At 67.2% G+C, this 12,411-nt stretch carries 11 protein-coding genes and 2 pseudogenes; 9 read left to right on the top strand and 4 right to left on the bottom strand.

From position 1 onward, the window contains the following. Positions 1-244, bottom strand: a 244-nt coding sequence (locus AAFN86_RS22165; RefSeq protein WP_347545741.1) for a helix-turn-helix domain-containing protein, incomplete at its 3' end; no start/stop codon positions are given. A 99-nt stretch (positions 245-343) separates the two neighbouring features. Further along, positions 344-574, bottom strand: a pseudogene (locus tag AAFN86_RS22170) (transposase); the annotation flags it as partial. Between the two features lie 118 nt (positions 575-692). On the opposite strand from AAFN86_RS22170, the pseudogene AAFN86_RS22175 reads away from it, so the two are divergent. Continuing rightward, positions 693-839: pseudogene (locus AAFN86_RS22175) on the top strand (IS3 family transposase); the annotation flags it as partial. Between the two features lie 295 nt (positions 840-1,134). On the opposite strand, the gene AAFN86_RS22180 reads toward AAFN86_RS22175, so the two are convergent. Then, the gene (locus AAFN86_RS22180) at positions 1,135-2,211 is read right to left on the bottom strand and encodes an LLM class flavin-dependent oxidoreductase (RefSeq protein WP_347545742.1); all 1,077 of its coding nucleotides are present in this window, start codon (positions 2,209-2,211) and stop codon (positions 1,135-1,137) included. A 121-nt stretch (positions 2,212-2,332) separates the two neighbouring features. Between AAFN86_RS22180 and AAFN86_RS22185 the strand changes: the two genes are divergently transcribed. The 6 genes from AAFN86_RS22185 (at position 2,333) to AAFN86_RS22210 (ending at position 8,802) form a co-directional block, all read left to right on the top strand. Next, positions 2,333-3,214 carry a LysR family transcriptional regulator gene (locus AAFN86_RS22185; protein ID WP_347545743.1) on the top strand — a complete coding sequence of 294 codons (882 nt, stop codon included), beginning with the start codon at positions 2,333-2,335 and terminating at the stop codon, positions 3,212-3,214. 57 nt (positions 3,215-3,271) lie between these two features. Further along, the gene (locus AAFN86_RS22190; protein WP_347545744.1) at positions 3,272-4,237 is read left to right on the top strand and encodes a tripartite tricarboxylate transporter substrate binding protein; all 966 of its coding nucleotides are present in this window, start codon (positions 3,272-3,274) and stop codon (positions 4,235-4,237) included. Between the two features lie 76 nt (positions 4,238-4,313). Further along, complete coding sequence (locus AAFN86_RS22195) at positions 4,314-4,931, top strand: TetR/AcrR family transcriptional regulator (protein WP_347545745.1); 618 nt, start codon at positions 4,314-4,316, stop codon at positions 4,929-4,931. A 210-nt stretch (positions 4,932-5,141) separates the two neighbouring features. Continuing rightward, a complete protein-coding gene (locus AAFN86_RS22200) occupies positions 5,142-5,912 on the top strand; it encodes an enoyl-CoA hydratase/isomerase family protein (protein ID WP_347545746.1) in 771 nt (256 codons plus the stop codon). Positions 5,913-5,914: 2 nt separating this feature from the next. Further along, the gene (locus AAFN86_RS22205; RefSeq protein WP_347545747.1) at positions 5,915-8,023 is read left to right on the top strand and encodes an acetate--CoA ligase family protein; all 2,109 of its coding nucleotides are present in this window, start codon (positions 5,915-5,917) and stop codon (positions 8,021-8,023) included. 11 nt (positions 8,024-8,034) lie between these two features. After that, a complete protein-coding gene (locus tag AAFN86_RS22210) occupies positions 8,035-8,802 on the top strand; it encodes a glucose 1-dehydrogenase (protein ID WP_347545748.1) in 768 nt (255 codons plus the stop codon). Between the two features lie 6 nt (positions 8,803-8,808). Here the strand turns inward: AAFN86_RS22210 and AAFN86_RS22215 are convergent, their stop codons facing one another. Then, positions 8,809-10,377 carry an ABC transporter substrate-binding protein gene (locus AAFN86_RS22215; RefSeq protein WP_347545749.1) on the bottom strand — a complete coding sequence of 523 codons (1,569 nt, stop codon included), beginning with the start codon at positions 10,375-10,377 and terminating at the stop codon, positions 8,809-8,811. A 236-nt stretch (positions 10,378-10,613) separates the two neighbouring features. Here AAFN86_RS22215 and AAFN86_RS22220 point away from each other — a divergent pair, with 236 nt between their 5' ends. Both AAFN86_RS22220 and AAFN86_RS22225 read left to right on the top strand, forming a co-directional pair. Beyond that, on the top strand, positions 10,614-11,612 hold the full coding sequence (locus AAFN86_RS22220; RefSeq protein WP_347545750.1) for a tripartite tricarboxylate transporter substrate binding protein: 999 nt from the start codon (positions 10,614-10,616) through the stop codon (positions 11,610-11,612). A 27-nt stretch (positions 11,613-11,639) separates the two neighbouring features. Next, positions 11,640-12,410: an enoyl-CoA hydratase/isomerase family protein gene (locus tag AAFN86_RS22225; protein WP_347545751.1), complete on the top strand. Its 771-nt coding sequence runs from the start codon at positions 11,640-11,642 to the stop codon at positions 12,408-12,410. Position 12,411 lies beyond the last annotated feature (1 nt).

Consider the following 12,411-nt stretch of genomic DNA (forward strand, 5'->3'; position numbering starts at 1 on the left):
TCGGGCCGGGCGCCTTGCGGTCGATCAGGCCCTCGGGCCCCTCGCCGTTGAACCGCACCGCCCAGTCCCTGACGATCTGCAAGGTGACGTTGCCTAGGCGCGCCGCCTCCGAGCGCGTGCCACCGTCATAAATCGCCGCCAGCGCCAGCAGGCGGCGAGCTTGCGCCGCATCCTTGCTCCGCCGCGCAAGGCGACGAAGCTCGGCAGCGCTGAAGTCGGAACGCAGGGCGATAGCGCGCGCCATGGTGAGCCTCCGATGCTCACCAGTTTGAATCACATCGCGGTCGCGTCGGGGAATCCCCCTCGTGAGTCAAAGGCTACGGAAGTTGGTATTACCCCACGCCGTGCTCTTTGGCGGCAAGTCCTTGGGCAGCGCCTGCCACTGGCAGCCCGCCGAGAGCACATAGAAAACCGCGTTCAGCACCTCGCGCACATCCACGCTACGCCGCCTGCCACCGCGCTTCGCTGGGCCGATCAGCGGCGCCGCCAACACCCATTCGGCATCCGTCAGGTCAGAGGGGTCGCGCAGCCCGCGCCGGTCCGCCGCTCGTCGATGTTCCGCTGTCCATGTCATCCCGCCCCCGCGAATCGAACACAGGGATAGCGAATCACATCCGATTCAACGGATTCAACTTCTTCTTGGACGGGCTCTAAACATCTAGCAGGCTGAAGTTTGCGAACCTGCGGTGCGGATGGTGTTGGAGCATGAGACCCAGTACCCATCGCGATGGGCGATGATCCTGTCTATCGCGGCCAAGATCGGCTGCACCAACCTGAAGCTGAACGAGTGGGTGAAGCAGGCGGAGCGTGATTGGGGCCGCAGGCCTGGCCCAGCTACGTCGCCGGCGAGCTCGAGCAGTGGCTGGCCGACAGCGCCATGGATCACGTCCGCGGTGCGCACTGACATCCGCAGACCCAAGGCAAGATCGAACAATGGCGCCAGACGTTGAAGAATCGCATCCTGCTGGAGAGCTAACGTCTGCCCGGCGTCTCGGAATCGCCGGTCGAAGCCTTCATCGCCCGCTACAACCACCAGTGCTGCCAAAAGAACCTGCGCAATCTCGCCTCAGCGAATCTCCATTTTGGCCGTAGCCAGATCATTCTGCTCGACTGTGAACGTGGATCAGCGTGCTCCTATTCTGCGGCGATCGACGAGGCGGGGCCCCGCACACCGAGTTCCTTGCGAATGGCGGGGATGATCCGATTGCCCCAGAGCTCGATCTGCCGCAGCGTCGCCCGCGCGTCGAAGTCGCCGGGTTGTACCTGGATTGCGACGTGCTTCGGCTTGAGGATGCGGATCTCCTCGACCATGCGTTCGATCACCTGGTCCACGCTGCCCACCGGCAGGTTGGCGCGCATCTGGTCGAAGGGGATGTCGTTGGGGCTCGCTTCCTCGCGCACCAGGAAGCCGTCATCGGAATGGGCGCGGCGAAACTTCAGCGCTTCCGATATGCGGCGCTGGTAGCGGGCATTCTCAAGGTAGCTCGTGATCTCGGCATCGTTGTCACTCGCGAAGGCGCAGCGCAGCAAGCCGACGCGCGTGTCGTCGATGTCGCGCCCTTCCTTCGCTGCGATGGCGGCAAGGCCATCGCGCATCTGCCGCAAGCGGTCCGCGCCATTCAACAGCGCAGTGACGAACAGGGAATGGCCCTCGCGGACCGCGAGCGCCTGCGTCTCCGGATTGCCGGTGGCGATCCAGATGGGCGGCATCGGCTTCTGCACCGCGCGCATACTGATCGAGGACAACGGGAAGCGCAGATGCTGGCCTTCATAAGTGAAGCCCTTCTGCGTCATCCCCTTCTTCAGCACCTCGAGGAATTCGTGGAAGATTGCCGGCGCATCCTCGATCTTCACGCCGAAGCGTTCGAATTCGTAGTTCTGGTAGCCGGAGCCGATGCCCAGTTCGAGCCGACCATTGGAAATTGCGTCGCAGAAGCCGGCCTCGGCCAGCAGGCGCGCCGGATGGTACATGGGCAGCACGCAGACCGCGCTGCCGAGCCGGATGCGCTTCGTCAGCCCCGCCACATGCGAGACCATCATCAGCGGCGAGGGGCAGAGCCCGTAATTCGAGAAATGGTGTTCGGCATACCAGGCGGTGTCGAAGCCGGCCTGATCGGCGGCAACGGTCTGTTCGACCGCCGCGCGCAGCACCTGGTCCGAGGTCTGATGATAGCCGCGCTGCTGCATCAGCATGAAAATGCCGAATTCCATGGAGTCCATTCCCTCGCTTTGAGCCGAGAGTAAGACCTCGCCATCCACCGCAACAATCCGGTATCTTCTCACAGTATCTGTGCGTTTTTCGTAAAGGTGACGGATGCGGCGGCTGCAGGCCATGGAGCTCTTTGCGAGCGCGGTGCGGGAAGGCAGCTTTTCCGCCGCGGGGCGCCGGGCCGGCCTGTCCCCGGCGTCGGTCTCGCGCCAGGTCGCAGCCCTCGAAGCCAGCCTGAACGTGCAACTCCTGAACCGCACCAGCCGGGCGCTCAGCCTGACGGATGCCGGGCGCGAATACCTCGCGCGGCTGGAACCGATCCTGCAGGACATCGCCGAGGCCGAGGCCGCGGCGGCAGCGCTGCAGGCCACGCCGCGCGGTACGCTGCGCGTGCATTCACGGCTGATGTTCGGCATGCGCGTCGTTGCACCCCTGATTCCTGCCTTCCAGGCCCGCTACCCTGAACTGCGTGTCGAACTGCGCCTGACCGAGCATGCAGCCCGCATGGCCGAGGACGAGGTGGATATCGACCTGCGGTTGAGCCCTTCCCCCGATGCGCAATTGATGCAGCGGCGGCTGCTCCGCTGCGAGCGGATGCTTGTCGCAAGTCCGGACTATCTGGCCCGCATGCCGCAGGTCGCGGTGCCGCGCGACCTGCGGGCGCAACATTGCCTGACCTACTGGCAGGGGCCGGACGACGTGGTTTGGCGCTTCCTCGACCAGGGCGTGCTGGAAGAACTCACCATCGCCTCGCATTTCGCCACCAACAATGGCGAGGTGCTGCGGGACATGGCGCTGGCCGGCCATGGCATTGCGCTGCTCGACGACTACACCGTCCGCGCGGATCTCGCCTCGGGCCGGCTGGCGCGGCTGCTGCCGCGGTTGCGCGTCACCAATACGGGATTCGACCTCGGCATCTATGCAGTGTTTCGGCAGGCCAGCTTGCTGCCGGCCAAGACGAGGGTGTTCCTCGACTTCCTCGTGGAAGCGGTATCCAGCGATTGACCGACCGGTCGGTCACCTTCTAGATACCGCCCGTCCAATCAAGATGGAGGAATCGTCATGGCGTTCCGCATGCATCGTCGTGCTGCCCTAGGCGCGGCCGTGGCGCTGGTCGCCGGCCGCCCGACCCTGGCGCAGGCCCGGCCGATCCGCCTGGTGGTCCCTTACAGCGCCGGCAGCGGGCCCGACCTGTTTGCCCGGCAATTCGCGCAGGGCCTCGCCGCGCGTCTCGACAGCCCGGTCGTGGTGGATAATCGCGGGGGTGCCACGACCATCATCGGGGCGGAATTCGTCGCCAGCGCGCCGGCGGATGGGCTGACCTTGTTCATGGGGACCTCCACCACCTTCCTGACCAACCCCTTCCTGTTCCGCCGCCTGCCCTACGACATCGCGAAGTTCCAGCCCATCTCGCTGCTGATCCGCACGCGGCTCGCGCTCTATGGCAGTCCCGATCTGGCGGCGGACGACATGGCAGGCGTCGTCGCGCTGGCGAAGGCGGCCACGAACCCGATGCACTACGGCATCACCGGCCGCGGCAACTCCACCCACCTGACCGGGGAGGCGCTGCAGATCGCCGCCGGCATCAGCCTGGTCGACGTGCCCTTTCGCGGTACCGGCATGATGCAGCAGGGGCTGATCCGCAATGACCTCCCGCTCGCGATCGACGGCATTCCGGCCTGGCTCAGCCTGGCCGCGGAACGCCGCGTGAAGGTGATCGCCGTGACGGGCGACACTCGCGTCGGCGCGCTGCCCCAGACGCCGACCTTCGCCGAGGCCGGGATCAGCGACCTCGGCCGGCAGCACTGGTACGGGCTGTTCTCACCGGCCGGTATCCCCGCGCCGGCCCTCGCCCGGCTGAATGCCGCGACGATCGCGACCATGCAGGATGTCGCGCCGTGGCAGAGCCTGGTCCATGACGGCGGGGTCATCGAGACCAACAGCCCCGAGGCGTTCAGCGCCATGATCGGCGAGGAGAAGGATATCTGGGGGGCCATCATCCGGCGAGTCGGGCTGACGCTGGAATGACGCCTGTTGGCGCGGTGGTTTGCCCTGTGCGACACTGCCCCCCGCTGACCGCTCGGTCGGAGGATGGAGGTATTCGATGGCGCGTGCGGCAGTGAAGGCGGTGACGGGGGAGGCGACCGACACCTCCGATCGCATGCTCCAGATCCTAGCGGAATCAGCCCGGCTCTTCGCGACCAATGGCTATGACGGGACCTCGATGCGCGACATCGCCGAGGCCTGCGGCATCTCGAAGTCGCTGCTGTACCATCACTTCACCGACAAGGACGAGATTTACGCCCGCATCGCGCTGGGTTCGACGCAACGGCTGTTCGAATTCGTCCAGGATCGGCTGCCGGAAGGTGGATCGCCGCCCGACCGGGTGCGCGCCTTCATGACCGCGACCGGCGACTACTTCCAGCGCTACCGCTCGAACTGGATCGCCTCGACCGCCGCTTTCTGGAGCGACCCGGAATTGCGCCGCCACAAGGAACGCGTGATGTGGCGCGACCGCTACGAAGGCCTGATCCGCAGGCTGATCCAGGACGCCGTCGATGCCGGCGATTTCCGGCCGGTCGACGTTCCGTTGACCGGCCGGCTGGTGCTCTCCACGCTGAACTGGATGCACCGCTGGTACAGGCCGGACAAGGGCATGACGCCGGCGCAGATCGCCGATTCCTATTTCGACCTGATCTTCAATGGCCTCAAGGCGCGCTAAAGCAGATCGCATGCGGATGGAATCATCTGAACGCGTAAAGATGACCGCAAAACAATAAGTTAGAGCAGGCGGCGTGAACGCATGCGCACGCAGCTTGGCCTAGGCGCCGGCCGGGCGGTTGCACTGCCAACGGGGCCGCTGTATGAATTGACTGACCGGCCGGTCAGCATATGCAGGCGGCCGGCTGCAACCAAGGGGAAGGAACCGTTCATGGCCGAGGACATCGTCAAGCTTGAGGTCTCCGACCACATCGCCCTGGTCACGTTGAACCGTCCCCCGGTCAACGCGCTGAACCGCGCGATGCGCGACGCGGTGATCGAGGCCTTCGACGCCGTCTCGGAACGCGACGACATCCGCGTGGCGGTGCTCACCGGCGCGGGCAAGGCCTTCTGCGCCGGTGCCGACCTCAAGGACCGGCCCGACCCGACCAAGACCGGCGCCTTCCACGCCCATAACCGCGTGACGCGCGAGACCGGCAACGCGATCCGCGAATGTGCCAAGCCGGTGATCGCAGCGGTGAACGGCGCGGCGCTCGGCGCTGGGTTGGGACTGATGGCAGCCTGCGACATTTACCTCGCCGCCGAGGATGCCGTCTTCGGCATGCCCGAAATCGATGTCGGCCTGGCCGGCGGCGGCGCGATGCTGCGCACCATCTTCGGCCGTTCGGCGATGCGCACCATGATGTACACGGGCTGGCGGCTGACCGGCGCCGAACTGTATCGCCGCGGCATCATCGAGAAGGCCACGAAGCCCGAGGAACTGCTGGCCGAGGCGATGCGCTATGCGGAAAACATCGCGAACAAGAGCCCGCTTGCGATCAACTACGCCAAGACATCCGCCAACATGGTGGATCTGATGCCGCAGCGCGACGCCTACCGCTTCGAGCAGAACTTCACCGTCGCCCTGTCGCGCACCGAGGATGCGAAGGAGGCCCGCACGGCCTTCGTCGAGAAGCGTAAGCCCAGCTTCAAGGGCCGCTGACCGTGGCGGCGCTCGGGGCCGGGCTCGAAGCCATCTTCGCCCCTCGGTCGATTGCCATCATCGGCGCGTCACAGGACGCGACGAAGATCGGCGGGCGGCCGGTGGAGTTGCTCCGCCGCTTCGGCTTCCCGGGCGCCATCTACCCGGTCAATCCTCGCGCGACGGAAGTCCAGGGCCTGCCGGCCTTCCCCTCCGTCGAGGCGCTGCCCGAGGCGCCGGACCTCGCCATCATCTCCGTCGCTGCCGAGGCCGCGAACGCGGCACTCGATGCCTGCGCGTCGAAGGGTGTGAAGGCAGCGGTGATCTTCTCCTCGGGCTTCGCCGAACTGGGCGAGGCCGGCCTTGCCATGCAGGACCGCCTGCGCGCGACGGCGCAGCGCAGTGGCATGCGCGTCCTGGGGCCGAACTGCCTTGGTGCGGCCTCCGTCGCCGAGCGCAGCATCGCCACCTTCTCCGTCGTGCTGGAAAACGGATTGCCGCCGGTCGGGCCGCTCGGCATCGCGTCGCAGAGCGGCAACATCGGCAGCTACACGGCGCTGCTCGCGCGTGAACGCGGCATCGGCGCCAGCCGCTTCATCACCACCGGCAACGAATGCGACGTCGACATCGCGGATGCGATCGCATTCCTCGCGCGCGACGATGCGACGAAGGTGATCCTCTGCGTGCTGGAAACCTGCCGCGATGCCGCGCGGCTGACCGGTGCGCTGGAGATGGCGCGCGAAGCCGGCAAGCCGGTGATCGTGCTGAAGATCGGCGCGTCGGAAGCAGGTCAGGCGGCGGCCGCCTCGCATACCGGCGCGCTCGCCGGATCGAATGCGGTGTTTGACGCTGTGTTCCGCCGCGCCGGCGCGGTGCGTGTCTACAGCGTGGAGCAACTTCTCGACCTCGGCCATGCGGCGGCCGTGCTGGGTGACCGGCTGCCGGAGGGTCGGCGCACCATGCTGCTGACGGCCTCGGGCGGCTTCGGCGTCCTGCTGGCCGATGCGGCGTCTTCCGCCGGGCTGTCGCTGCCCTCGCCGTCGGAGGCGACGCAGCGGCGTATCCTCGATGTCGTGCCTTACGCCTCGCCGCGCAATCCGGTGGATGCGACGGCGCAGATGTCGAGCCGGCCGGAAATCCTGGAGACGATCCTCGCCGCGCTGCTTGAGGACGATGCCTGCGACGCGCTGCTGGTGCTGATGTCCGCCTCGCTCTACCTGCCGCGTCTGCGCGGCGTGTACATGCCGACGCTGCGCGCGGTGCGGGAAAAGCATCCGGACAAGGTGGTGATGCTTGCCGTGCACGGCCCGGCGGATGCCGTGGCGGAACTGACCGCCATGGGATTTCCGGTGGTTGATGGCGTCGGGCCATCGACGCAGACGCTGGCCGGGCTGTGCGAGCTGGCCGCCGCGCGGTCACTGCCGCCGTTGCCTCCGGCGCTGCCACCCGCGCCGCCGCTCGATGCCGAGGCCCTGCGCACCGAAGCCGGAGCGAAGCGCATCCTGGCCGCCGCCGGCGTGCCGGTGCTGCCGGAACGCGTCGTCGCCAGCGCCGCCGAAGCCTCCGAAGCGGCAGCCGCCATGGGCTTCCCGGTGGTGCTGAAAATCGTCTCGCCCGACCTGCCGCACAAGACGGAGGTCGGCGGCGTGGTGCTCGGCGTGGGCGATGTGGAAGCCGTCGCGGCGGCGCATGACGCCATGCTGGCCCGCGTGCGCGCAGCCGCACCGCGGGCGCGCATCGATGGCGTGCTCGTTTCCCCGATGGTGCGGGGCGGGACGGAGATGATCCTCGGCGCCAAGCGCGACCCGGTCTTCGGCCCCGTCGTGCTGGTCGGCCTGGGCGGAATCTTCGCCGAGGTGATCCAGGATGTCGCCATGCGCCCCGCCCCGGTGGACGAGGCCGAGGCGATGACGATGCTGCGCAGCCTCAAGGCCTTCCCGGTCCTCGACGGCGCACGGGGGCGACCCAAGGCGGATCTGGTGGCCACCGCCGCGGCCATCGCGGCGCTGTCGCGCTTCGCCGCCCAGCACGCCGCGGACATCGCCGAGATCGACATCAACCCGCTGCTGGTTCGTGCGGCGGGTGAGGGCGCGGTTGCGCTGGATGCGCTGATCGTGGCCGACACAAAGTGACGGGGGAAATCATGGACATGCAGGACCTGGCGCTGACCGGGCGCGTCGCGCTGATCACCGGTGCGGGCAATGGCATCGGCCGCGCCACGGCGCTGCGCATGGCGGCGATGGGCGCGGTGGTCGGCGTGAATGACCTCAAGCCGGAGTTCGTCGAAGCGACGGTCGCCGCGATCGAGGCCGCCGGCGGCAAGGCCATCGGCATCGCGCAGAACGTCGGCACGCGCGACGGCATGCGTGCCGCCGTGCTGGGCCTCGCCGAGCGCACCGGCCGGCTGGACATCCTGGTGAACAATGCCGCCTGGGTGCGCTACCAGGCGGTGCCGGACATCGCACCCGAAACCGTGGACCGTATGGTCGAGGTCGGCTTCAAATCGGTGATCTGGGGCATCCAGGCCGCCGCCGAGGCGATGGACGCAGCGCGCGGCGGATCGATCATCAATGTCGCCTCCACCGCCGGGCTGCGTTCGACGCCCTCCTCCATCGTCTACAGCGGCATCAAGGCCGGCGTGATGGGCATCACCCGCGCCGCAGCGGCCGATCTCGGGGCGCGCGGCATCCGTGTGAACGCCGTCGCCCCCTCGGCCGTGCCGACGGAAGGCACGGCCAAACATCGCACGGTGGAGAAGGATCAGCGGCGCATCGCGCGCACGCCGCTCGGCCGGCTCGGCACAGTGGACGACATCGCCAAGGCGATCTGCTTCCTCGCTACCGACCAGGCGAGCTTCGTCACCGGACAGGTGCTGGCCGTGGATGGCGGCGTCACCACGACCAACATCTGAGGCGTATTACCGCGCGGCGGGTCGCACCGCCGCGGGGTCGTTGCGCTCATCCATCCGCGCCTCGTAGGTGAGGCCGCTGCGCATCGCCCACAGCGCGTTCTGCAGGTAGAGCGGTACCAGCATCCGATCGTCTAGCGCAATGGCGCTTGCGCGACGCAGCAGGTCCTCGCGCTTCGCATCGTCCATCTCAGTCTCTGCCGCGGCCACGAGGTCGTCCATGGCCGGGTTGGAATAGAGCAGCCGATTGGCCGCACCGTGGCCACGATCGCGGTTCGGCGTGCGCAGCACGGAGTTCAGCAGCACGGAAACCTCGCCCGTGGAATTGCCCCAGGTGAGTAGGGCCGCCGGTGCCTCACGCCGCGTCGCACGACCGATGAAGGTGGCATAGGGCTGCGCCTCGACCGTCGTGCGCACGCCGATGCGCGTCCACATCTGGCCGATCGCCTGCACCACGCGTGCATCGTTCATGTAGCGGTCGTTCGAGCCCATGAGCGTCAGTTGGAAGCCCTGCGGATAGCCGGCTTCCGCCAGCAGGCGGCGTGCTGCCGCGGCGTCCGGCGCGGGCACGGGGCGGTCCGGGATGAAGCTGTAGGTATCGGGCGGCATGAACTGCGTGGTGGCGAGGGCTGCACCTTCCATCACGCGATCGACCAGCTGGCGACGGTCGATCGCCATGTCCAGCGCCCGGCGCACCCGCGGATCAGCGAGCGGATTGCGGTCGCCCGCCGCCGTCAGCAACGGCACCGGCGGCTGCCGCGTGCCGTCCAGCGTGATGTACATGACGCGCAGGCTGGTCGCCTCCGCGACACGGAAGCGGTTGTCGCGTCGCAGCCGTTCAAGGTCGCTGGTCGAGATCTGGTCGATGATGTCCACATCGCCGGACAGGAGCGCAGCGGTCCGCGCCGCGTCATTGGTAATCATGCGATAGGTGACGCTGGCCCAATGCGGCTTCGCGCCCCAATACTGGTCGTTGCGCTCCATGACGATGCGATCGCCCGTTGCGTGCGAGACCAGGCGGAAGGGGCCGGTGCCGATGGCGGATTTGCCGCTGTTGAAGTCGCTGGTGGTGGCTTCGGCATGCAGGCGACGGCTGACGATCATCACCTGCGAGAGATAGGTCGGCAGCAGCGGCGCCGGTTCCGCCGTGTGCATGCGCAGCGTGCGCGCATCGACGATCTCAAGGCGCTGCACCGGGCGGATCATCGTCGAAAAAGACGCCCCGGGACCCCGCATCTGCGGAATGCGCTCGAAGGTATAGGCGATGTCATCGGCAGTCAGCGGCGTGCCGTCATGGAAGCGGACATTCTCGCGCAGTGTGAATTCCCACACAGTGTCGCTCACGGCGCGCCAGCTCTCGGCGAGGCCAGGGCGCAGCGCCGCCCGGGAATCGGTGGTCAGCAGGCTGTCGAACAGCATCTGCCCCACCTCATTGTTCGAACGCAGCAGATGATAATGCGGATCGAGCGAGGAGACCGGCGCGCCGACGCCCATCGTCAAGGTCTGCGCGGGGGCCAAGGCAGCCGTCCAGGGAAGTGCGACGAGGCCAAGCAGCCAGCGGCGGGTGCTGCGGAACATGGGCGATCTCCTCTCCTCGGTCCGCCCCGTTCATGGTGCGGATCCTGACCGTTCGGTCAATTGAGATAACGCTACGTCCGGACAGGGACAGCTGCAAGCATCCAAGGTCAGCCATGATTATTCAGAGCCTCATGGCTCTTGCCGGATCAGTCCGGTGGCGTCAAAGTCCCAACATGACTGACCGGTCGATCAGCCGTGCGCTGACGAACCGGACGGCGCGGGAAGGGAAGCGCGACATGACGACCAGGCTGGACAGATGCGGCGGGACGACGCGGCGCGTGCTTCTGGGCGGCGCCTTCGGGCTTACCGCGGGCAGGCGCCAGGCTGTCGCCCAATCCTATCCGACGCGGCCCATCCGCATGATCGTTCCCTTCGTGCCCGGCGGCGGGGCCGATCTGTCGGCGCGCCTGGTGGCCGAACCGCTTGGCACCGTGCTCGGCCAGGCGGTCGTTGTCGAGAATCGCGGCGGCGCCGGCGGGACGATCGGCACCACCGCCGTCGCCCAGGCGCCGGCGGATGGCTACACCCTGCTGTATGGAACGCCGGGGCCATTGATCACCAACCGCCACCTCATGGCGTCGCTCCCCTATGACCCAGATCGGGATTTTGCGCCGGTCAGCCTGCTGACGCGTGGCGCCTATGTCATGGCCGTGCATCGCGACGTGTCGGCGCGCAGCGTAGCCGACGTCATCGCGTTGGCCAAGGCGCACCCGGGCGAGCTCAGCTTCGCCAGCTCCGGCATCGGCGCCGGCAGTCATCTTGCCGGCGAGTTGCTGTGCATGGAGGCGGGCATTCGCATGTCGCATGTGCCGTATCGCGGAACCGGCCCCGCCTTGCAGGATGTGGCAGCGGGGCGCGTGACGATGTCGATCGATTCCTACGGCCCGATGGTGCCGCTGCTGCAGTCGGGGCATCTGCGCGCGATCGCGGTGACGAGCGCCGACCGACAGCCCGAGCTGCCGGACGTGCCTACCATCGGCGAGACCATTCCGGGCTTCGAGGTCGGCGTCATCAACTACATCTGCGTGCGCGCCGGCACGCCCGGCCCGATCATCCGGCGGCTGAACCAAGCCCTGGTCCAGGTTCTCGCGGATCCGGAGCTGAAGACGCGCATGCAGAATGCGGGATCAAGCCCGCCCGTTTCCAGCACGCCCGAGGAGCTCGGGGCCATGCTGCGCAACGAATCCGCGAAATGGGGCGAAGTGATTCGCCGCGCCGGCATCCAGGCCGGCTGAATCAGCATGCAGGGAAAGAGCACCGCCATGTCGTCCGATGTCGTCACGCTCGAGGTCACCGATCACATCGGCCTCGTCACGCTGAACCGCCCACCGGTCAACGCAGTGAATGCCGAGGTGCGCGACCGCATCATCCAGATCTTCGACCTGGCCAATGACCGCGACGACATCCGCGTGTTGGTGCTGACCGGGCAGGGGAAGATCTTCTCGGCCGGTGCCGATCTCAAGCAGCGGCCTGATCCGACGATTCCTGGCGCCTACTGGCACCACAACCGCATCACCCGCGAGACCAACAACGCCATCCGCGAATGTGCCCGGCCCGTCATCGCAGCGGTGAACGGCGCAGCACTTGGTGCCGGCTTCGGACTGATGACTGCCTGCGACATCATGATGGCATCCGACACCGCGTATTTCTCCATGCCCGAGATCGATGTCGGTCTCGCCGGTGGCGCGGCGATGGCGAATGAGTTCTTTACCCGATCCTTCGCCCGCCGCCTGATGTTCACAGGTGACAAGCTGCCGGCATCGGAACTGTATCGCCTCGGTGTGCTGGATTCCGTCTGGTCGCCCGATGAACTGCTGCCGTCCGCGATGCAGATGGCTGCGCGGATCGCGGAGAAGAGCCCGCTCGGGATCAAATACGCGAAGACGAGCTGCAACATGGTCGAACTGATGCCGCCCAAGGACGCCTATCGCTTCGAGCAGAACTTCACCTACGAGCTCTCCAAGACCGAGGACGCGAAGGAAGCCCGCACCGCGCAGCTCGAGAAGCGCAAGCCGGTCTTCAAGGGACGTTGAG

The organism is Roseomonas sp. CAU 1739, assembly GCF_039839775.1.
In the GTDB taxonomy this organism is placed as follows: domain Bacteria; phylum Pseudomonadota; class Alphaproteobacteria; order Acetobacterales; family Acetobacteraceae; genus Neoroseomonas.

What these genes read in the sequence shown, in the direction of transcription:
- AAFN86_RS22180 (WP_347545742.1), bottom strand. Translation starts at nt 2,211, where the DNA reads ATGGAATTCGGCATTTTCATGCTGATGCAGCAGCGCGGCTATCATCAG.
- AAFN86_RS22185 (WP_347545743.1), top strand. Translation starts at nt 2,333, where the DNA reads ATGGAGCTCTTTGCGAGCGCGGTGCGGGAAGGCAGCTTTTCCGCCGCG.
- AAFN86_RS22190 (WP_347545744.1), top strand. Translation starts at nt 3,272, where the DNA reads ATGGCGTTCCGCATGCATCGTCGTGCTGCCCTAGGCGCGGCCGTGGCG.
- AAFN86_RS22195 (WP_347545745.1), top strand. Translation starts at nt 4,314, where the DNA reads ATGGCGCGTGCGGCAGTGAAGGCGGTGACGGGGGAGGCGACCGACACC.
- AAFN86_RS22200 (WP_347545746.1), top strand. Translation starts at nt 5,142, where the DNA reads ATGGCCGAGGACATCGTCAAGCTTGAGGTCTCCGACCACATCGCCCTG.
- AAFN86_RS22210 (WP_347545748.1), top strand. Translation starts at nt 8,035, where the DNA reads ATGGACATGCAGGACCTGGCGCTGACCGGGCGCGTCGCGCTGATCACC.
- AAFN86_RS22215 (WP_347545749.1), bottom strand. Translation starts at nt 10,377, where the DNA reads ATGTTCCGCAGCACCCGCCGCTGGCTGCTTGGCCTCGTCGCACTTCCC.
- AAFN86_RS22220 (WP_347545750.1), top strand. Translation starts at nt 10,614, where the DNA reads ATGACGACCAGGCTGGACAGATGCGGCGGGACGACGCGGCGCGTGCTT.
- AAFN86_RS22225 (WP_347545751.1), top strand. Translation starts at nt 11,640, where the DNA reads ATGTCGTCCGATGTCGTCACGCTCGAGGTCACCGATCACATCGGCCTC.